The following is a 20288-nucleotide window of genomic DNA, read 5'->3' as shown; positions in this document are numbered from 1 at the left end:
CGAGGTATGAAGGGTCTTGAGTTGATTGGTCATGACGGGCTCCGAAGGCTTACTTCCAGAGCATCAGGTGCTCGACGACGGGACCCAGCGCGAGCGCGGGCACGTAGTTCAGCAGGCCGACCAGGAGGACGGTGCCGATGAGCAGGACGACGAACAGCGGACCGTGGGTGGGCAGCGTGCCCTCGCCGACGGGGATGCGCTTCTTGGCGGCCAGGCTGCCGGCGATGGCCAGCACCGGGACGATGACCAGGAAGCGGCCGAGCCACATCGCGATGCCGAGCAGCGTGTTGTAGAACGGCGTGTTGGCGGACAGGCCGGCGAAGGCGCTGCCGTTGTTGTTGGCCGCGGAGGTGAAGGCGTAGAGGATCTCGCTGAAGCCGTGCACGCCAGGGTTGGCGATGCCGGCCTTGCCATCCGCGGCGAGGACCGCGATGGCCGTGCCCGCGAGCACGACGATCGGCGTCACCAGGATGGCGACGGCGCTCATCTTCATCTCGAAGGGCTCGATCTTCTTGCCGAGGTACTCGGGCGTGCGGCCGATCATCAGGCCGGCGATGAAGACGGCCAGGATCGCGAAGACCAGCATGCCGTACAGGCCGGTGCCGACGCCGCCGAAGACGACCTCGCCGAGCTGCATCATCACCAGCGGCACGGCGCCGCCGATGGGGGTGAAGCTGTCGTGCATCGCGTTGACCGCGCCGCAGGAGGCGGCGGTGGTCACGACGGCGAACAGCGAGCTGGCCGAGATGCCGAAGCGCGTTTCCTTGCCTTCCATGTTGCCGCCGGCCTGGAGCTCGGTGGCCTGGATGTCGACGCCCTGCGCGGCGACCAGCGGGTTGCCGGCCTGCTCGGCGGGGGTGGCGACCAGCACGCCGGCGACGAACAGGACGCTCATCGCGGCGAGGATCGCGGCGCCCTGCCGGCGGTCGCCGACCAGTTGGCCGAAGCTCAGGCACAGCGCGGCCGGGATCACGAAGATCGCGACGATCTGCAGCAGGTTGGTGAACGGGGTCGGGTTCTCGTACGGATGCGCGGAGTTGGCGTTGAAGAAGCCGCCGCCGTTGGTGCCCAGCATCTTGATGGCTTCCTGCGACGCGACCGGGCCCATCGCGAGCGACTGCTCCTGCGTGTGCTGGTTCTCCATCACGGGCTCGCCCTTGGCATCCTTCAGCGGCTGGCCGTCGGCGCCGAGCTTGGGCGTCTGGTAGTCCTGCGCTTCGACCGTCTGCACGGTCTTGTAGCCGTCGAAGTTCTGGATCACGCCCTGCTGGACGAAGACGACGGCGATCACGATGGACAGCGGCAGCAGCAGCCACAGCGTGCAGCGCGTGATGTCGGCCCAGAAGTTGCCCACGTGGCCGCTCAGGCGCGAAGCGAAGCCGCGGATCAGCGCGAACACGACCGCGATGCCGGTGGCGGCGGACAGGAAGTTCTGCACCGTCAGCGCGAGCATCTGCGTGAGGTAGCTCATCGTCGACTCACCGCCGTAGCCCTGCCAGTTGGTGTTGGCGACGAAGCTGATGGCGGTGTTGAAGGACGAGTCCGGGCTGATGGCGCCCATCCCCTGCGGGTTGAACGGCAGCACGCCCTGCAGGCGCTGCAGCGCGTAGACGACGATCACGCCGATGAAGTTGAAGATCAGCAGCGCGATGGCGTACTGCTTCCAGCCCATGCCTTCTTCCGGCTTGACGCCGGCGAGGCGGAAGATCGGGCGCTCGATCGCGGCGATCCAGCCGGGCATCTGCCCTTTGGTGAGTGCGGTGATCCAGCGGGCCAGCGGCCACGCGAGCAGCAGCGTGACGGCGAGGTAGAGGGCCAGGTTGGCCCACGCGAGGTTCGTCATGTCAGAACTCCTCCGCCCGCCACAAGGCGACCAGGAGATAGACGAACAGACCGGCGGAGATCAGCCCGGTCAACCAGTAGAGCGCGCTCATGGCTTGGCCTCCAGGCGATGGCTGGCCACGGCCAGGCCCACCGCCACGAGGAACAGCACGACGCTCAATCCGAGAAAGAGTGCATCCATTTTTTTGGGGTCCCATGCCCCCTCCATGAGGGCGTGATGGGATGGATGAACTCTAGGAACGGCGGCCTCAAGGGCCTGTAGAAGCTGGAGGCCGGGGTATCAAGATTGCATAAAGACCACCCGCTGTTGCCCGTTGCCGCCCGCCGGCGGCGCGTCAATACCCCGCCCGAGGGGACATGTTTCAAGATGAAGCGGATGTGACGTTGTCCACACCTGAACGGGAAAATCCGGGGTTGCGGTTATTGCATAGCGAATCCGTCAGCGTCGTCACCGAAGATCCTGGCCTTTCCAAAAGCGCCAGGAAGTCAGCCCCATGAACCGCCGCCACCTGCTTCAGAACTTCGCCGCCCTCGCCGGCGCCGGCAGCCTGCCTGCCTTCGCCGACAACTCGCGCATCGTGCTGGGCCAGTCCGCGCCCTTCAGCGGCCCGGCGAAGGAACTGGGCGAGCAGTTCAAGGAAGGTGCGATGCTGGTCTTCGACCAAGTCAACCAGCGCGGCGGCGTGAACGGCAAGCGCATCGAGCTGCGCAGCATGGACGACGGCTACGAGCCGGAGCGCTGCGCCGCCAACACGCGGCGCCTGATCGAGGACGGCGTCAACGCGCTGTTCGGCTACGTGGGCACGCCCACGACGCTGGCGGCGGTGCCGCTGCTGACGGCGGCCAAGATCCCGCTGGTGGCGCCGTTCACCGGCGCGGAGGCATTGCGCACGCCGTTCAACCGCTTCCTGTTCCACATCCGCGCGTCGTACAACGACGAGGCGGCGGAGATCGTCAAGCAGCTGACCTCGGTGGGCATCACGCGCGTGGCGGTCTTCTACCAGAACGACGCCTACGGCCAGGCCGGCCTGGCGGCGGTGACGACGGCGCTCAAGCAGCACAACCTGGCCCCGGTGTCGCAAGGCACGGTGGAGCGCAACTCCGTGGACGTGGCCGCGTCGCTGACGGCGGTGATGGCGGGCAAGCCCGAGTGCATCGTGCAGGTGGCGGCCTACAAGTCCTGCGCGGCCTTCATCCGGGGCGCGCGCAAGGCCGGCTTCCTGGGCAACTTCTACAACTTCTCGTTCGTCGGCGCGCAGGCGCTGGCGTCGGAGCTGGGCAAGGACGCGCGCGGCGTCGTGGTGTCACAGGTCGTGCCCTTCCCGTTCTCGGGCCTGACGCCGATCGCCGGCGAATACCTGCAGCGCGCCAAGGCCGCGAAGGTGGACGTGAGCTACACCGGCATGGAAGGCTTCGTCGCCGCCAAGACGATGGTGGAAGGCCTCAAGCGCGCCGGGAACGACCCGACGCCGGCCAACATCATCACCGGCCTGGAAGCACAGAGCCAGCTCGACCTGGGCGGCTTCTTCATCAGCTTCTCGGGCCAACGCCACGCCGGATCGCGGTATGTGGACATGACCATCCTGACGGATGACGGGAAGGTGCGGCGCTGAAAGCGCTGATCAGGCGCTGAGCCAAAACCTGTTCCCCATCCAAGACTAGCAAATCTCTGCGAAAAGGAGGCGAGTACTGAGTTTCTATGCGGACAAGCCAGGAACTGAGTACCTCTAGCCAACGACCTCCACGACCGCCGGAACGCATCTGGCCTGCCCTGGGATAGGGCAGCCGATTTAAGCGCACGGCTATGCCCGCAGGCGTCGAAGATTGGTGGATCAACATCAGTCTTCCCGGTCAGAACTTAAAGTCTTCGCGCGAAGCGGAAAGCACTCAGAGCATCCCGCGACAAGGGTTCGGCAAAGACCTGCCCCCTCGCGAGGATTGGTCGAAAACTAGTGTTCCTGCGCAAAGGCGCCACCAAAGCCCACTCGGACACGAGGTAGCGAGCTCTACCCTTCCGTTGGCGTCCTACTCACGCTTCCAGCTCCGAAGACTCTCGACTAGGGCGCACGTTCGTATTCTCTCGGTCGCTCACGGTGGCCTGTCCAATCAATGGACCATGAGCATTCCAAAAATTCGCGAGCGCCCCGCCATGGCGGCGATCGCGGTGACGATGCATCTGGGCGGGTCGCTGCTGCTGGCCGCGGCGGGGATCGTGACGGTGGGGCTCGTCAAGGGGGTGAGGAACGGTTCGTCGGCGGCGAGACCCAAACGCTCACGTGGCATGTGATCCGCCTGTCAACGCACTGAGGCGCGGATTGCGCGGAGACGAAACGTCTTCGAACGGTATGCTCCTGCGCACCACCACTGGCGTCCAGACCATGTCTGATTCCGCGACTCCCTCCACTGCAAGTCCTTCATTGGGCGACCTGTTGCGCAGCGGCTGGCTCGCCGACATCCAGTCCGCCATCGATGCGGGTGCGGACGTGGTCGGATATCGTGACCAGTATGGTTACGACGCGATGCAGACGGTGGTGTTTGGACGCGGCCCGGCGCGCGATGTCGAGCTGCCCGACCTCATTCGTCTGCTGGCATCACACGGTGTTCCTCTCGATGCCCAGTCGTCGCACGGCGAATCGGCCTCAGCGTCCTGTCGCGGAAATGCCGTTTCGACGCGATTCGAGTCCTGCTGGAGCTTGGAGCGCCGGAGGGCCTGCTGGTCTGGTCGCCGCTGTTCCGCGAAGTCGCTTACGGAACAGTCGAGGCTGTTCGAACACGCGCGGAGTCCTGTCCGAATGAGCTGGAGGCGAAAGACCGCTGGTCGCGAACCGCCTATGTGCTTGCCCTTGCGCTCGGGCGACTCGACGTGGCCGAAGTGCTGCTTGATGCAGGAGCAGACAGCCAGCCCACCGATCACGTCGGCCGTCCTCCGATCTTTCATGCCGTGATGTCCGGGCGGACGGAAGTCGTCCGTTGGCTGCTTGAGCGTGGCGAGACGAAGGTGGATGCGACGGACGACGGTGGCAGCACCCCGCTCGTGGACGCGGTGGAAACGGACGATCACGCGATGGTGGAGCTGCTGCTGTCTGCCGGCGCCGATCCGGACCACGAGCAAGTCGGCTTTCCGGCTCTAGGCTGTGTCGAATCCCGCACGATGGCGATTCGCCTGCTGGAGGCTGGCGCCGATCCCTCTGCGTTGCGCCAAGAGCAACAGCGACTGTTCCTGGAGGCGACCATCGGCGCTGAACGAGATCCGTTCGAAGGGCTCGCCCTTGTCGACTTCGAGCGCGATCGCACACGCCGTTTCGGCGAGTGCAATGCGCAGCCCATGCAAGTTCCGCTGTGGCTTGCCATGGTGCGCTCGGGGTTGACCGGATACCAGGCCGCCAATCAATTTGGCGCAGAGGCGTGCGACCGCGCCCGCCCGGTCTGGTGCGCCGATCGCATGGGGTCAGTCGCTCACGCTCCTGCCGGACGGCCGAGTGGTCCAGATCGCTGGCGAACACGAGGATGGATACGATCCCGACTTCTGCATCTACAACGATGTCTTCGTCCATCATCCCGATGGTCGACTGCAGATCTTCGGGTACCCGAATCGCTGTTCCCGCCTACCGACTTCCACACGGCGACCCTAGTGGGTGATCGCATCATCGTGATCGGCTCACTGGGCTATCCGAGCGCCCGCGCGCATGGTGCGACACAAGTGTTCTCACTGAACATCCGCGACTGGCACATGGAACGCCTCACGATTGCAGGCGAAGGTCCGGGCTGGATTCACAAGCACCGCGCAGCGCTCAGCTCAGATCGAGACATCGTCGTGACCGGTGGCCAGGTGGTTACGAAGGTCGGGGACGAGGAAAGCGCGACCCTCAACACCCGACCCTTCACCCTCGACCTGGACGCGTTGCGTTGGCGCTGACGTCTGGTACGGAATCGCGCCGCTTCCGTTCGGCGTTCCCGTCAGAAGTTCAGATCCAGCCCGAGCCACTTGCCGACGCCGAAGGTCAGGACCAACAGGACCACGGCCAGCACCAGGAAGATGCCGACCAGCTTGGCGCACGCGAGGAGCACCGCGCGCTGCTTTTCCGCGCCGTTCTTCTTGCCCTGGTCGTAGTGCCACTTGACGGCGTAGAACATGCCGATGCACAGCACGGTAGCCTTGAAGGCGATGAAGAGTGTAGGGACCCATTCCATGATGGTGTGACTGTGCGCCCGCCCGTCCGATAAATACAGATTCAGATTCCTGTAAGAACACCGGATCAGATGGGCGACTGAGAGGGAAATCACAGTGGCCGGGAGGCAGCCGATACAGTGCGGTCGTTCCACGCGACAGACCATATCAGCACCCCACCTCATGAAGCGCTACGAAGTCCTGGCCGATGACCTGGCGGCATCCATCGCCGCGGGGCAGCTGCGACCCGGAGACCGCCTGCCCTCGGTCCGCCAAGCGAGCAAGGACCGCGGTGTCAGCCCCTCCACCGTCTTCGAGGCCTACTACCTGCTGGAGGCCCGCGGCCTGATCGAAGCGCGGCCGCGGTCCGGCTACTTCGTCAGTCAGGCGGCGATCCCGCACCCTGAGCCCCACGCGTCGGATCCGCTGGCCGAGGAGCGAAGCATCGAGGTGTCGGAGCTGGTGTTCCAGGTGCTCGGGCTGTCGCGCAACCGGGCCGTGGTGCCGCTGGGCTCGGCGTTTCCGAGCCCGACCTTGTTCCCCCTGGACAAGCTGGCCCTGGCGCTTGGCAAGGCCGCGCGCGGGCTGGACCCGTGGCGCACGGTCGAGGACCTGTCGCCGGGCAGCGCCGAACTGCGGCGCCAGATCGGCCTGCGCTACCTGGGCGCAGGGTGCAAGGTCGACGCGGACGAGATCGTCGTGACCAACGGCGCGATGGAGGCCCTGAACCTGTGCCTGGAAGCGGTCACGAAGCCGGGAGACCTCGTCGCCATCGAGTCGCCGACCTTCTATGGCGCCTTGCAGGCGCTGGAGCGCCGCGGGCTCAAGGCGGTCGAAGTCGCCACCCATGCGCGCACCGGCGTCGACGTGGCGGCGCTGGCGGCCGTCCTCGATCGCCACCCCGTCAAGGCGTGCTGGCTGATGCCGAATTTCCAGAACCCGTTGGGCAGCCTGATGCCCGATGCCGCCAAGGCGGCGCTGGTGGCGCTGCTCGCCGAGCGCGAGATTCCCCTCATCGAGGATGACGTCTACGGCGAGTTGTATTTCGGTTCACGCCCCAGGCCCGCCAAGGGCTGGGACAAGACCGGCCTGGTGCTGCACTGCAGTTCGTTCTCGAAGTCGCTGGCGCCCGGATTCCGCGTCGGCTGGGCGGCCGCGGGCCGGTTCGCCCGGGATGTCAGCCGTCGCAAGCTCATGAGTTCATTGGCCACCCCCGTGCCGATGCAGGAGGGCTTGAGCGAGTACCTCAGTCGTGGCGGCTACGACCGGCACCTGCGGCAGCTCCGGCAAGCGCTCGTCACGAACCGTCAAGCCATGCTGAGGACCATCGCCAAGTGTTTTCCTCCAGGCACCCGCGTCACGCAACCGGAGGGCGGCTACTGCGTCTGGGTCGAGTTGCCCGCCGAGATCGACGCGCTGGAACTGCACCGGGTCGCCCTGTCTCATGACATCAGCATCGCGCCGGGGCATCTGTTCTCGGCCGACCACCGTTTCACGCACCACCTGAGGCTCAACTTCGGGCATCCGGACAATGCGCAGGTCGAGGGCGCGCTCAGGACCTTGGGCCAGATTGCCAAGGCGCTCGTGCGCTAGCGCTTCTCCTGCCGGACGAGGACGTTCGACAGGCATGCGTGCCGGGAGAGAATCCCGGCCCATGACCGACGCCCAATACACGACCCTGCCGCAGTGGCCCGAACGCCTACCCGGCCAGCGGCGCCAGCGCCACGCTGAAGCTCCACAACGAGGACTTCATCGTCACCGAACTGCCGCTGCAGTTGCCCTCCGGCGAGGGCGAGCACATCTGGCTGGACATCGAGAAGAACGGTGCCAACACCGCCTTCATCGCCCTGCAACTGGCCGATGCCACCGGCGTGCAGGAAAGGGACGTGGGTTATGCCGGCCTCAAGGACCGCTACGCCATCACCCGTCAGTGGTTCAGCATCTATCTGCCGAAGGGCGAGACGCCAGACCTGACCCTGCTTCAGCACCCGGAATTCAAGGTGCTGAGCCAGACCCGCCACGTGAAGAAGCTGCGCCCGGGCGATCTGCAGGGCAACCGCTTCCGCATCGTGCTGCGTGACGTGACCGGCGACCGCGACGCCATCGAGACCAATCTCAAGTCCGTGGCGGCGCATGGCGTGCCCAACTACTTCGGCGCTCAGCGTTTCGGCCACGACGGCGGCAACGTCGAGCAGGGCCGGGCCATGCTGGCGCGCGAGATCCGCGTGCGCAACCCGAAGAAGAAAGGCATCTACCTGTCGGCGGTGCGCTCCTTCGTCTTCAATGAGGTGCTGGCGCTGCGCATCCGGCAGGGACTCTGGGGCAAAACCCTGCCCGGCGACGTGATGGACGAGGCGGGCCGGCCCACCGGACCGCTCTGGGGACGCGGCCGCGTGAGCACCACCGATGAAGCCCAGGCGCTCGAGAACGGCGTGGCGCAGCCTCACGCCACCTTGTGCGACGGCATGGAACACGCGGGGCTGGATCAGGAGCGCCGCTCCCTGGTGGCGAGCCCGGTGGACATGACATGGGAATGGCCGCAAGCCGATCAACTGGTGCTCACGTTCTCCTTGCCCGCGGGGAACTACGCCACGTCCGTCCTGAACGAAATCCTCCGCACCACGGAGCCTGAGCGGCATACGGAGAACGAGCCTGCGGCTGCCGTTGAGTAGCGAAACTACGGGCAGAAACAACTCATCAGTCTCTTTACCAGGGGCAAACGGCGCGACTTGGTAGTTTTCCTACGGAATTCTGGCGAGAGCGTGTCTAAAGTCGAGCCACCTTCCGACCTCGGAAAGCCGGCCATGGCATGCAGTCGAATGGCCCGAACCAGCCGCCCCGCGACGAGGGCGGCGGCCTATCAATACCGGAGACAACATGCCCCAGCTGCCCTTCTCGAGCCGCAGGCTCGCCCACGCCCTGACAGCCGCCGCCAGCGTCGCGCTTGCCGCCTTCGCCAACCCCGCGCAGGCGCTCAATCCGAACGCCACGTCGGTGCAGATGTTCGAATGGGCCTGGCCTGACATCGCCACCGAATGCACGCAATGGCTGGGTCCCAAGGGGTTCGGCGGCGTGCAGCTCTCGCCGCCGGGCGCGTCCAAGAACGCCAACGGCTGGTGGGGCGTGTACCAGCCCGTCAACTACGCCAACCTCACCAGCCGCATGGGCACGCCCGCGCAGCTGCAGAGCATGATCAACGCCTGCCACGCAGCCGGCGTGCGCGTCTATGCCGACATCGTCGTCAATCAGATGGCCGATGGCAGCGGCACGGCCACCGACGGATCGACGTGGAACGCCGCGACGCTGAGCTACCCCTTCTTCAGCGCCAGCGACTTCCACGCCAACTGCACCATCAACGACGCCGACTACAACTCGCCGGCCGGCCGCAGCAACGTGCAGAACTGCCGCCTCGGCGGCCTGCCCGACCTGGCGACCGAGAGCAGCTACGTGCAGGGCCAGATCGTCAACTACCTGAAGGCCCTGCTGGCGCTGGGCGTCGACGGCTTCCGCATCGACGCGGCCAAGCACATGCCGGCCGGTGCCTGGACGTCCATCATGAGCGCCGTGAAGACGACCTACCCCACGACGCTGCAGGGCGAGAACATCTGGGTCACGCAGGAGATCATCAACGACGGCGAGGTGGACCGGCCCAGCTACTTCCCCATCGGCACGATCAACGAGTTCCAGTTCCCGTACGCGATGCGCGACGTGTTCCGGGGCAACAACGGCAACACCCTGTCCAGCATCCCCGGCATCATGGGCACGTGGGGCAACTGGGGCGGCAGCTGGGGCTTCATCCAGCCGCAGAACGCCACGGTCTTCGTCACCAACTGGGACACCGAGCGCAACGGCAGTTCACTGAACATCAACAACGCCGCCAGCAACGACGCCGCCAACCAGCGCTACACGCTGGCCAACATCTTCATGCTGGCCCAGGGCTATGCCGAGGCGCAGCTGTACTCCGGCTTCAAGTTCAGCAACACCGACGCCGACCGCCCCACGACCAGCCCCTACAGCGGCGGCGTGCCGCAGATCAACGTGGTGTGGGACTTCGCCCACCGCTGGACGCCGCTGGCCAACATGGTGGGCTTCCGCAATGCCAGCATCGGGCAGGCGCAGCAGAACTGGATCGTCGGCGACAACGGCAACCAGGTCGCCTTCAGCCGCGGCAACGTCGGCTTCGTCGCGCTGAACAACAGCGGCAGCGCCTGGACCCGAGGCTTCGCCACCGGCCTGCCCGCCGGCACGTACTGCAACGTCATCAACGGCACCAAGAACGCCGCCGGCACCGGCTGCACGGCCGACTCGGTGACCGTGGACGGCAGCGGCAACGCCAGTTTCACGGTGCCGGCCAACACCAGCGGCAGCACGCCCGCGGTGGCGATCTACACGGGCCAGAAGATCAGCGGTGGTGGTGGCACCGGCAACTGCGCCGTGACCTTCACCATCGCCAACGCCAACACGGTGGTCGGCCAGAACCTGCGCGTGGTGGGCAACGTGACCGGCCTGGGCGCCTGGGCGCCGGGCTCGGGTTTCGCGCTGACCATCCAGGGCTCGGGCGCCAACGTGCCGTGGGCGGGGACCGTCAACCTGCCCGCCGGCACGGCGATCCAATACAAGTACGTGAAGTGGAACGGCTCGACCGCCGTCTGGGAAAGCAACCAGACCACCGGCAGCGGCAACCGCGAGTTCACGAGCTGCGCGAGTGGCTCCCAGGCCCGTTCTGACGGAAACTTCAAGTTCTGAGTCCGCTCGAAGGTTCCAGACAGTGAGGTCCCATGGCAGCAAGAAGTCAACGGGCGCCATGGGCGCACTGGCCAGCCGCGGCGCTGGCGCTCGTTGCCCTCCATGGCAGCGCCCAACCAGCGGCGGGCACGTCCTACCGCGGCATGGCCGAGGCCTCGGCGGCGGTCATGCTCGACGAGCGTCACTTCGCAGTGGCCGAGGACGAGTGCAACACCTTGCTCGTCTATGCGCGCGGCCAGTCCCAGCCGATCGGCTCCGGACTCGACCTTGCCGAGTTCCTGAAGACCGGGGACAAGGCCTCCGACATCGAGGGCGGCGCCATCATCGGCGACATCGTCTACTGGATCTCGTCGCACAGCCTGCCGAAGTCCGGCAAGCCTCGCGACTGGCGCAAGCAGTTCTTCGCCACCCGGGTCGCCAAGGTCGACGGCACACCGTCCCTGGTCGCGCACCTGCACCCGTACACCGGCCTGCTCGACGCCATGATCCGGTCTCCCGAGTTGAGCGAGCTTCAACTCGCCGCCGCAGCGAAGGAACTGCCCGAACAGCCCGGCGGCCTCAACATCGAAGGGCTCGCGACCTGGAAGGGCGACGGCCTTCTGATCGGGTTCCGGAACCCGCTGGTCAAAGGGAAGGCGCCCCTCGTGCCGCTGAGGAACCCCGCTGAATTGATCAAGGGAGAGGGCATCCCGGCCAAGTTCGAGAGGCCCATTCTTGTCGACCTCGGTGGCCGAGGCATCCGCAGCATCGACAAGGTGGGCAACACCTACCTGATCGTCGGCGGGCCGGTCGCAGACACAGGCAGCTTCGCCCTGTTCCGCTGGTCAGGCGATCCCGGCAAGCGGCCCGAGAGGGTGCTCAAGTTGCCTGCAGGCTACTTCCCCGAGGCCCTCCTCCCGGTCCCTGGATCCAAGCAGGTCGACCTACTCAGCGATGACGGATCAAAGCAGCCCGAGGCCACCTGTGGTTCAACCGACAAGGCGAAGCAGCAGTTCCGCACGCTGCGCGTCGCGGTGCCGTAGCCAACGAGGCTGGGGCACCGCTGATCCTCTGCGCCGCAGCGCGATCACAATGGCTGCGTTGTCCGCTCTACCGTTCCTTTCCCATGCTCAACTGGCAGCTCGACGATCCCACCGAGACCGCGGCGGCGAACAGGTACACCTTCTACAAGCCGTCGCCGGAAGTCCTCGCCAAGGTCGCGGTCGGCGAGGTCGTGAAGCTGATCTTCCGAGGTCGTGGCGACGACGCTGACGACGTCCACGTCGAGCGCATGTGGGTCCTGGTCGACGCTGTCCACCCTGGCGCACGCTTCGATGGCCGCTTGGACAACGAGCCCCGCCACATCAGGGGTCTCCAGGCTGGCGATCCGGTGAGCTTCGAGGCGCGGCACATCATCAATACCGAGCACCGCGATCCCCACGACTTCACCGCCAGGTTCATCAAGCGCGCCTTCGTGACGAACCGGATTCTTCATGACGGCCAGGCGATCTGCTTCCTCTATCGAGAGTCACCGGACGAAGACCAGGACAGCGGCTGGCGGTTCACGGCCGGCGACGAGACGGACGAGTACATGGAGGACACCGGCAACATCGGCTACGTGTCCCTGGGCGCCGTGCTGTCGAGGGACGATTCGGTCCTTCACCTTCTGGACGAGCCGGCGGGCTCGGCGTTCAAGCGTGATGAAGCATCGGGGCTTTTCGTTCCGGATTCGCGAGGCTGAGCCTTTGACCCACGCGAGGTGAACTCCCCTCACCTCGCGGCCTCCGGAACTCGCTCTCAAGACGCGACCTTCCTCCGATCCTCATCCACCGCGCGCTCCACCACGCCGAGCATTCCCAGGCCCTCGCGCAGCGACTCCTTCACTGCGTTGGCCACGTGCTTGGCCGGATCGCCCTCCGCGCAGTTGTCGGAGAGCATGGACAGCATCGACGCGCCGCTCACCAGCAGTGCGCGCAGGTTGGCCAGCGCCGAGCCCATCGTCAGATCCGCGCGCAGGCAGATCGCATCGGAGCCGAGTCGCGGGCCGAAAATCTGCGGCTCGGTCATGCCCCAGTCGTGTTGCAGGTGAATCAGCGTCTGCTGATCGCAGCCCGCGAGCGGAAGGCGCTGGCGCATCGGCTTGTCGGACTCGTCGATGCGTGCTTGTTGGAAACTTCCCATGTCGTCGTACCCCGGTCAATGTTGGACACCACCGGCTCCGACGTTGAAGGCGACATGCCTTCGGATCGACCGGAGAGGTGGGCGAGATGTCAAAAGCACGGCAATGACGTGATGGCCGTCCTCGCGGAGTGGCCCATCTCGCCCATGATCGAGAGATCAGGGACGCGGACACCGATCGCAGGATCGGTGCCGGAATTGCACGGCGCTTTTGAAACACCGGAGTCCATGCTGCGTCCGATCGGGACTTCGATCTCTGATCTATGTCAAAGACTTCTGGCGGTTCGTTCCATAGAGGGAATTGGGGGGACGGGCTCCTACCTTTGAGGGTCAGGACTTGTCAGTGAGGTCTGGAGGCCCACGCAACTCGTCTCAGGTTGACGTCCCCGCGGTCTCGCCGGTGCGCACTCTGAGAATCTCGTCATCCACATTCATCGCCGCATGAGCTGATACGTCCATGGTCACTAAACTTCGGCTTGCGAGCGCCTGCCCCGGGTGGCAGGCGAAACGCGACGTTCAACCGGCCGCCGCGGCCATCTCGCCGCCTGGGGTTTTCATGTCCGATGACAGCGACATCGTGCACCGAAGGGTGCGGAACCAAGTGATGTTCTGGCTCCAGAGGATCGTCGATATCAGGCGCGACCCAACGCCTGTCGACCTCAACGAGGTGATCAACCAGTGGTACGACTGGAACGTCGAGGAGTTGTCCGACGTCCAACTCTATGGCGAGCCGGCTTACACGGCCAAGGAAGCGCTGGCTGCAGGTGAGGTCCGAGAAGCGGTCGAGCGGTTCTGCGCCGCTACGCCTCAAACGATCCAGGATTCAGAGGCAGCCTTCGGCTTGCGGGAGTGGCAACACCTCGAAGCCGCGGCGACCCACGCCTTGGACGTGATGCGTGTTCGCGGGGTATCGCCCGAGTGAGGCCACGAGCGTGTGCAGGCCCGATCCGCGGGAGCGATGGTCCTGTTCATCGGAGAACAGGTGCTTGACCGAGGTAGGCAGAAGCAAACAGTTGCTCATCCAAAGCGGTGCGACTCGTGTGACCTTCGACCGCGAGGTCCGCCCCCGGCCTGCTGAGCGCTCACCACTATCATTCGCCTCCTCGATTCCCCCGATCCATGCGCCTCGATCGTTTCTTCACCTGGATATGCACTGCCGTGTTTGCCGGCACTGGCGTGGTCTATGGCGTCGCCCTGCTGCTTCTGCTTGTGGACGGGCGCATGGTCGAGTTCAGCAAGCTGTCCACAGGACGCTCATATACCTGGGCCGACTCGCCAGGGATGCTGATCGTCAACACGCTGGCGCACGCCACCCTCCTGAGCGTCCTGTTCCTGTTGGCGAGAATAATCTGGCGGACACAGCCGGACGTCCATGCACGCAGGCGACGACCGTCCCACGCGATGACAGGGCGCCAGTGGGCAGCACTGTCCTTCATGGCGTTCACGCTCATCGCGACCTGCGTCGTCGCGAAGCTTGGCCTGCCAACGGGCGCGATGCGTCGCCCCGCCCTCCTGGTCATCTGGCTGCTCTGGTTGGGGACTTGTACGCTGGGGCCTCTCTGGGCGCTGATGACCGGTCAGATCCGCACCGAATCGGAACGCATCGTGCGGCGATCCGACGATCCAAAAGACTTCTGGCGTCGCTGGATCAAGATCGCCGCCTGTTTCGCGTTGGTGCTGGGTATCGCCACCGTGGTGTGCTGGAGCAAGTGGTAAGCGCTTGGGACCACGTCTCAGGACGCCCCTCACATGCTCGCCAGCACGATCATCAGGCTGTAGATCAGGATCGATCCTCCGGCGATGAAGAGCAGCGCCACCGTGCGCCACGCCGCGGCGCCTATGCCGAGCGCGTAGGTGCCGCGCAACTGCGCGAACATGTGCAGCGGCGGCACCACCGTCGCGAGCAGGACCGCCACGCCCGCGAACCCGAAGTACCCGCAGATCGCCACCGCGCTCATCAGCAACGCCATCGCCGACAACGAATAGAGCGAGAACACGGCATGGTCGAACATGCCGAAGCGGCGTCGAGTCACCAGCAGCAGCCACAGGAACGGCAGCGAGATCGGCATCAGCAGGAATGCGAACTTGGCCGCCGCGCCCTTGATCTTGTAGAGCGCGAGTTCCTTGTTCTCCAGCGCATGCTTGAGCTTGCGCTCGAAGACCGGCATCCCTGACGTGCCTTCGATCTGCAGCATCGGCCCTTGCGCCTGGCTCAGCGCGCGGTCGATCCGGCCTTCGATGCCGGGCGCGGACAGCCACGGCAGATAACGCGCGAGCGAGGCTCGGACCTGCTGCGCGGCGGCACGCGCGGCCTCGGGATCCTTCGCGGCCTGCTGAGGGTCCAGGAACAGCTGCGCCTGCTCGATCCCGGCGACCTCCTCCCGTTGCTCGGCAATGGCCGACTCGACGCGGCGGCGCGACGTGTCCCCTGCCGGCAGTGCGGCGAGTTGCGCTTCCAGCTCGCCCAGCTTCGCGCGGCTGGCCTCCAGTGTCTGGTTCAGCTTGGCCATCTGTTCCGGGTTCAGGTTGCCCCCCAACGTCACGGTCGGGCTGGTCAGTGAGAACACGAGGAACATCAGGAAGAGCAGGAACAGCAGCAGCGCCAGCGGCGAGACGTAACGGACGCGTCGGCCGTCGATGTACTCCCGGGTCAGCTTGCCCGGCCTCAGCAGCAGCATCGGCACGGTCCGCCAGGCCTTGGTCTCGAAATGAAGAATGCCGTGCAGGAACTCCTCCGCCAGATGCGCCAGCGAGCGGTGGACATGAGCCGCCTGGCCGCAGCGGTGGCAGAACGCGCCTTGCAGCGGCGCGGTGCAGTTGGCGCAGGCCCCGTGCGCATGCCTGGAGGCATCGGCCTCGGCTCCGGCGCCGCTGCCGCCAGCGATCTCCTGAGCAACGGCGGCTCCCACCAGCATCTCGCCGGCCGCCTCGACTTGGATACTCATGACTCCCTACCCCGACGAGCGCCGCGACGCGCGGCTACGGCGCGGAGTATCTCCTCCGCTCCCCGTCCCGAAGGGTCGGCAAAACCCGCCGTCGACGGCCCCCAGAGCCCTGGCCGCCCTCGCTGCCCGGCGGCCCGCGTCGCGACTAGCCAAGAGTCATTTGCGCCCACCCCGCCGAGCGGGCAACATGGGCCGCTCGCCGCCGGACTTCTCCGCGGCGCCCTGCAGGGAGCTTCACATGGCACGTGCCGTCGTTCCTGGTCCGATCGGGTTGGACGTCGCTCGACTGATGTCCGATCCGGGCACGAAGTGGATTGGCGACTCGCCCCGCCCCGGGCCGATCGGCCTGGACGCGTCCGCGGGCGACAACTGGCTGCTCGTGGCTGCGGACTTCACGCCACCGGCCAACGCCCCGTACGTGCCCGCGCCGCAGAAGCCCCTCGCCACGCCCGATGGCGCCGCCCGCGGGCTCACCACCGGCGAGATCGCGATGGCGCGCCTGCTCTTCAAGGACGCGCTCGACTACACCGCCATCAAGGTCCACAAGGACGAGTACCTGCCCTTCGGCCTGCAGCCCGACGACACCGCCATGACGCCCAATGGCGAGATGTACTTCAACAAGAGCTACTTCAAGGAAGACTTCTCCCAAGGCGAAGACGGCGACAAGCACTGGTTCATGCACGAGATGGTCCATGTGTGGCAACACCAGCTCGGCTATTGGGTGCGCCTGCGCGGCGCGATCCGGATCGGCCTGTCCTACCAGTACGAGTTGAAGTCCGGGCAGAGCCTGGGCGACTACAACATGGAAGCCCAGGGGGACCTGCTCGCCGACTACTTCGCGCTCAAGCACCTGGGTTCGTCAGATGCCATGAGCCAGAAGCAATACGCCAAGAGCCTGCCCCTTTTCGAAGAGGTGCTCCAGACCTTCATCGCCAATCCTGCCGACAAGGCCAACCTGCCCTGAGCCCATGACGTCCATGAAGTCGATGAAACCGCTGAAGCCGCTTCTGCTGCTCGCGCTGTCCGCCTGGATCTGCTCGGCCTGCGCCACGTCCCGCCGCGGTGAGGCCGAGGTCCGGATGGAAGGCGGAAAGCCCTGCTTCACGCTCACAGCCAAGGAAGCGAAGCGCGATCCCGGCGTGAGACTGCAGACGGTGGTCGTCTCCGATGCCTCTTCCAAGCCGGTGGCCAAGGTGTGGTCGTTGAGCGTGGATCCAGCGCAGGGCGCACCGATGTCGAACGCCAGTTGCATCGCCTATGGCCAGGTGCCGCCCGGCGCGGAGACCAACACGCCGCCGGCCCCCTTGCAGCCCGACCGCGTCTATCTGGTCTATCTGAACGGCCGCCCGTCGGATCCGTCCGATCCGACGCATGGCTACGGCACCAAGTTCTGCCTCGCCGCCGACGGCGCGCAAGGCCAGCGGCTGGTCCCGCTGAAACCCGGCTCCCGCGAGTGGATCGACGAGGTTTGCCGCTGAGGCTTCGGAGAGCAGCTTTGCTGCATGACTGCCGAGAGCCCGCGCGCTTGGCGCGCCCCTCACCCCCGACCCTCTCCCGCAAGCGGGAGAGGGAGCAAGAGGCGCAGCATGAGTTCTCAGCGCATCACCTTCGCCAGGTGACTCGCCATCATCCCCGCCGCGATGCGCGCGACCTCCTTGGGCTTCAGGCTCTCGTCGAAGAGCATCTCCACCGTCGCGTAGATCAGCTCCACGACGATGCGGCTCGCGAGCTTGAGTTCCGCGCGCTTCGCCCCCGGCAAGGCCTTCACCAGCAACCGCGTCTGCGCCTCGGTCACCGCCGCGTGCGAGGTCAGCCGCACCTCCTGCAGTGCGGGCACGGCCCGCATCGCCCGCATGATCCACACGCCCGCCGGGGTGTCGCGCGTCGCCGCGTAGGTGTCCAGCAGCAGCCCCGCCAGCGCCTCTTCCAGCGCCGGCACGCCGCGCTGGACCACCTCCACCGACATCCACTTCGCCACGCATTCGTTCTGGCGCTGCATCAGGCGCTGCCCAAGCTCGAACAGCAGCGCGTACTTGTTCGGGAAGTAGCGGTACAGCGCCGGCGGCGACAGCCCCGCCCGCATGCAGACCAGGTTGGTGGAGAGCCGCTCCACCCCCACCTCGATCAAGGTCTGCGCCGCCGCCTCCAGGATGCGCTCATAGGTCTCCGTGGCGCGCTGCTGCGCGGGCAGCTTCTTGGCGGCGAGCGTCGGCGCCGTCACGGCATCCGGCGTGGACTCGGTGTCCGTCTCGGTGTCGGGCCCGAGCGCGATCGCCGACCCCACCGGGAGGGCTGAAGCCGGAGCAGGTTCGGAGGTCTTGCGGCGCGAAGCAGGCATGGGCATGGGCGGGTGTGGGCTCTGCGGGATTGTTCCAGGGTTGGCGAGCACCCCGGAACGATAGCCATGACTATAAGATCTCCAGCCATCTTCCAACGTATGGTTTGCGCCGAGATGAGCACACTCCCCTTCACGACTCCGGCCGCGGCTTCGACCAGCACCCGTGGCGCGCAGACGCTGGCGATCGTCGTCGGCTCGGTGGCGCTGCTGATGCTCGGCCTGCAGCCGCTGCTGCTGGGCGCGCTGCTGGAAGCCGGCCATGTCACCCTGGAGGGCGTCGGCCTCGTGGCCATGGGAGAGATCGTGGCCCTGGGCCTCGGCGTCCTGATCGGCGATCTGGCGCTGCCGGTGCGGTCGCTGCGCGTCATCACCGTCATCGCCGCGTTGTCCGCCGCGGCGCTGGACCTCATGACCATGCGGGTCGCGGGCGATCTGGCGGTGGGACTGGTCCGCGCCGGCGCCGGTCTCACCGAAGGCCTCATGGTCTGGAGCACGACCGCCGTCATCGTGAGGGCCGCCGTGCCCGAGCGGCTGGCCGGGCTCTTCTTCGTCGTGCAGACGCTGGCGCAATCCCTGCTCGGCCTCGCGTTGGCGCATCTCGTGATTCCCTCGCACGGATGGCCGGGCGGCTTCGCGGTGCTCGGCGGGCTCTGCGGTCTCGCCGCCCTGCTCGCCCTGCTGTTCGCGCGGCCGCTCGGCCCGCTCACGCCCACGGTGAGCCAGGTCGGCATCGGCATGACCTGGACCCGGCCGCGCATCGGCACGCTGCTGGTCGTCTTCCTGCAGCTCGCCACGCTCGGCGCGCTGTGGGCCTATGCCGAGCCGCTCGGCACCCGCGCCGGCTTCTCCGCGCTGGCCGTCCAGACGCTCATCGCCGCAGGGCTCGGCATGCAGGTGGTCGGCGGCAGCGCCGGCACCTGGCTCGTGCGGCGTCTGCCGGTGCGTCCCGTGCTGCTGGGATGCGCCGTCGTGCTCGGGCTCTGCGCCCTCGGCATCGCGCGAACCGGGCCGGGCGGCACTGCCGTCTTCGCCGCGCTGTGCGGCCTGTTCACCTTCACCTGGCTGTTCATGCTGCCCTTCCAGATGGCGCTCGCCTTCCGCGTCGACGGCAGCGGACGCGTCGCGTCCCTGGTGCCCGCCGCCCAGCTCTTCGGCAGCGCATTCGGGCCGCTCATGGCCTCGCTGGTCGTCACCGGCGACGAGGTCGCCCCCGTGCCCTTCGTGGCGGCGGGCTTCGCGGCGCTGGCGATCCTGGCGCTGCCGCTGACGCGCGCGCCCGCCCGGCCTTTGGCGGATTGATCGAAAAGGCTTCAGCACTGCCACCGCCGCTGGCCCTCACCCCCGCCCTCTCCCGCAAGCGGGAGAGGGAGTCCGACCGGCTCGACCCGCGGCGCTGGCTCCTCTTGCCCCCTCTCCCGCTTGCGGGAGAGGGTGGGGGTGAGGGCCAGCAGCCTGCGCAGTCAGCAAGAAGGCTTCAGCTCTGCCACAGCGACCGACGACCGCAGTCCGCCAGGGTTTCTCCGCAAATCAAATTCGATAGTCATCGCTATACCATAGCCATCACTATCCAAATGACGAGAGGGCGAACCCCTCCGGAGAGGACGCGATGGCAGCTCGACCAGCCCTTTCTCGACGAAGCTTCCCTGGGATCCGGCCCTGGCCCGCCACGGGAATCGTGATCGCGACGCTGTGCGCCGCGCTGATCCCCGGCCTGTCGATGGCCGCCGGCCCGGACGACGCCAAGGGCCGATGGCTGAGCGCCGATGGAGGCGCGGTCATCGAGTTCAAGCCCTGCGACGACAAGCCGGCCGCGCTGTGCGGCCGCATCGTCTGGGACAAGGACGCGGGCAAGGCCAACGACACCTGCGGCATCCAGATCGCGCAGCTGGACCGCTACGAAAACGAGGCCTGGCGCGACGGCTGGGTCTACGACCCGCGCGACAAGAAGAAATACAAGGGCGCGCTGCGCGTGAAGAGCGGCGACCTCTACATCCGCGCCTACATCGGGACCGAGATCCTCGGCCAGACCGAGCAGATGAAGCGCGTGGCGGAGCTGCCCGGCTCGCCCGTCTGCAAATCTTGAACACCAGAA

General features: G+C 66.5%; 19 protein-coding genes and 1 pseudogene. 14 read left to right on the top strand and 6 right to left on the bottom strand.

Translation table 11 applies throughout. The features are described 5' to 3' along the window. Positions 1-49: 49 nt before the first annotated feature. Both kdpA and kdpF read right to left on the bottom strand, forming a co-directional pair. Complete coding sequence (kdpA, locus tag ACFJIX_RS20125) at positions 50-1843, bottom strand: potassium-transporting ATPase subunit KdpA (protein WP_377154157.1); 1794 nt, start codon at positions 1841-1843, stop codon at positions 50-52. Between the two features lies 1 nt (position 1844). Beyond that, complete coding sequence (gene kdpF, locus ACFJIX_RS20120) at positions 1845-1934, bottom strand: K(+)-transporting ATPase subunit F (RefSeq protein WP_297525706.1); 90 nt, start codon at positions 1932-1934, stop codon at positions 1845-1847. A 402-nt stretch (positions 1935-2336) separates the two neighbouring features. On the opposite strand from kdpF, the gene ACFJIX_RS20115 reads away from it, so the two are divergent. The 3 genes from ACFJIX_RS20115 (at position 2337) to ACFJIX_RS20105 (ending at position 5758) form a co-directional block, all read left to right on the top strand. After that, complete coding sequence (locus ACFJIX_RS20115) at positions 2337-3455, top strand: ABC transporter substrate-binding protein (protein WP_377154154.1); 1119 nt, start codon at positions 2337-2339, stop codon at positions 3453-3455. A 503-nt stretch (positions 3456-3958) separates the two neighbouring features. Further along, entirely contained in the window at positions 3959-4129 is a 171-nt protein-coding gene (locus tag ACFJIX_RS20110; RefSeq protein ID WP_377154151.1) for a hypothetical protein, read from the top strand. A gap of 546 nt (positions 4130-4675) precedes the next feature. Continuing rightward, positions 4676-5758 (top strand): ankyrin repeat domain-containing protein, encoded by a 1083-nt coding sequence (locus tag ACFJIX_RS20105; protein WP_377154149.1) that lies wholly within the window; start codon positions 4676-4678, stop codon positions 5756-5758. 41 nt (positions 5759-5799) lie between these two features. Here the strand turns inward: ACFJIX_RS20105 and ACFJIX_RS20100 are convergent, their stop codons facing one another. Continuing rightward, positions 5800-6033 carry a hypothetical protein gene (locus ACFJIX_RS20100; RefSeq protein ID WP_377154147.1) on the bottom strand — a complete coding sequence of 78 codons (234 nt, stop codon included), beginning with the start codon at positions 6031-6033 and terminating at the stop codon, positions 5800-5802. 160 nt (positions 6034-6193) lie between these two features. Between ACFJIX_RS20100 and ACFJIX_RS20095 the strand changes: the two genes are divergently transcribed. From ACFJIX_RS20095 to ACFJIX_RS20075, 5 genes and pseudogenes are all read left to right on the top strand, one after another. Next, positions 6194-7603 carry a PLP-dependent aminotransferase family protein gene (locus ACFJIX_RS20095; RefSeq protein ID WP_377154144.1) on the top strand — a complete coding sequence of 470 codons (1410 nt, stop codon included), beginning with the start codon at positions 6194-6196 and terminating at the stop codon, positions 7601-7603. Positions 7604-7731: 128 nt separating this feature from the next. Next, a pseudogene (gene truD / locus ACFJIX_RS20090) lies at positions 7732-8682 on the top strand (tRNA pseudouridine(13) synthase TruD); the annotation flags it as partial. A 205-nt stretch (positions 8683-8887) separates the two neighbouring features. After that, positions 8888-10756, top strand: a complete 1869-nt coding sequence (locus tag ACFJIX_RS20085; protein WP_377154142.1) for a carbohydrate-binding module family 20 domain-containing protein — start codon at positions 8888-8890, stop codon at positions 10754-10756. Between the two features lie 143 nt (positions 10757-10899). Further along, positions 10900-11778, top strand: a complete 879-nt coding sequence (locus tag ACFJIX_RS20080; protein ID WP_377154140.1) for a DUF3616 domain-containing protein — start codon at positions 10900-10902, stop codon at positions 11776-11778. Between the two features lie 83 nt (positions 11779-11861). Further along, on the top strand, positions 11862-12476 hold the full coding sequence (locus ACFJIX_RS20075) for a DUF2185 domain-containing protein (protein ID WP_377154138.1): 615 nt from the start codon (positions 11862-11864) through the stop codon (positions 12474-12476). 56 nt (positions 12477-12532) lie between these two features. On the opposite strand, the gene ACFJIX_RS20070 is transcribed toward ACFJIX_RS20075, so the two are convergent. Further along, positions 12533-12916, bottom strand: a complete 384-nt coding sequence (locus ACFJIX_RS20070) for a hypothetical protein (protein WP_377154135.1) — start codon at positions 12914-12916, stop codon at positions 12533-12535. 454 nt (positions 12917-13370) lie between these two features. Here ACFJIX_RS20070 and ACFJIX_RS20065 point away from each other — a divergent pair, with 454 nt between their 5' ends. Both ACFJIX_RS20065 and ACFJIX_RS20060 read left to right on the top strand, forming a co-directional pair. Next, positions 13371-13835: a hypothetical protein gene (locus tag ACFJIX_RS20065; RefSeq protein WP_377154133.1), complete on the top strand. Its 465-nt coding sequence runs from the start codon at positions 13371-13373 to the stop codon at positions 13833-13835. Between the two features lie 197 nt (positions 13836-14032). Then, entirely contained in the window at positions 14033-14629 is a 597-nt protein-coding gene (locus tag ACFJIX_RS20060; protein ID WP_377154131.1) for a hypothetical protein, read from the top strand. Positions 14630-14658: 29 nt separating this feature from the next. On the opposite strand, the gene ACFJIX_RS20055 is transcribed toward ACFJIX_RS20060, so the two are convergent. Continuing rightward, positions 14659-15858, bottom strand: a complete 1200-nt coding sequence (locus ACFJIX_RS20055) for a DUF3667 domain-containing protein (protein ID WP_377154129.1) — start codon at positions 15856-15858, stop codon at positions 14659-14661. Positions 15859-16096: 238 nt separating this feature from the next. On the opposite strand from ACFJIX_RS20055, the gene ACFJIX_RS20050 reads away from it, so the two are divergent. Both ACFJIX_RS20050 and ACFJIX_RS20045 read left to right on the top strand, forming a co-directional pair. Next, positions 16097-16822, top strand: a complete 726-nt coding sequence (locus tag ACFJIX_RS20050) for a hypothetical protein (protein WP_377154127.1) — start codon at positions 16097-16099, stop codon at positions 16820-16822. A gap of 13 nt (positions 16823-16835) precedes the next feature. Beyond that, a complete protein-coding gene (locus tag ACFJIX_RS20045; RefSeq protein WP_377154125.1) occupies positions 16836-17336 on the top strand; it encodes a hypothetical protein in 501 nt (166 codons plus the stop codon). A gap of 116 nt (positions 17337-17452) precedes the next feature. Here ACFJIX_RS20045 and ACFJIX_RS20040 read toward each other — a convergent pair whose 3' ends face one another. Then, positions 17453-18196: a TetR/AcrR family transcriptional regulator gene (locus ACFJIX_RS20040; RefSeq protein WP_377154123.1), complete on the bottom strand. Its 744-nt coding sequence runs from the start codon at positions 18194-18196 to the stop codon at positions 17453-17455. A 114-nt stretch (positions 18197-18310) separates the two neighbouring features. Here ACFJIX_RS20040 and ACFJIX_RS20035 point away from each other — a divergent pair, with 114 nt between their 5' ends. Beyond that, positions 18311-19495, top strand: coding sequence for an MFS transporter (locus ACFJIX_RS20035; protein WP_377154121.1), 1185 nt, complete (start codon positions 18311-18313; stop codon positions 19493-19495). A 376-nt stretch (positions 19496-19871) separates the two neighbouring features. Further along, positions 19872-20279 (top strand): DUF2147 domain-containing protein, encoded by a 408-nt coding sequence (locus tag ACFJIX_RS20030; protein WP_377154119.1) that lies wholly within the window; start codon positions 19872-19874, stop codon positions 20277-20279. Positions 20280-20288 lie beyond the last annotated feature (9 nt).

Source organism: Roseateles sp. UC29_93 (genome assembly GCF_042695725.1).
GTDB classification, from domain to species: domain Bacteria; phylum Pseudomonadota; class Gammaproteobacteria; order Burkholderiales; family Burkholderiaceae_C; genus Roseateles; species Roseateles noduli_A.
Note: the sequence above shows the minus strand (reverse complement) of the source record. Positions and strands in the feature narration are given on the sequence as shown.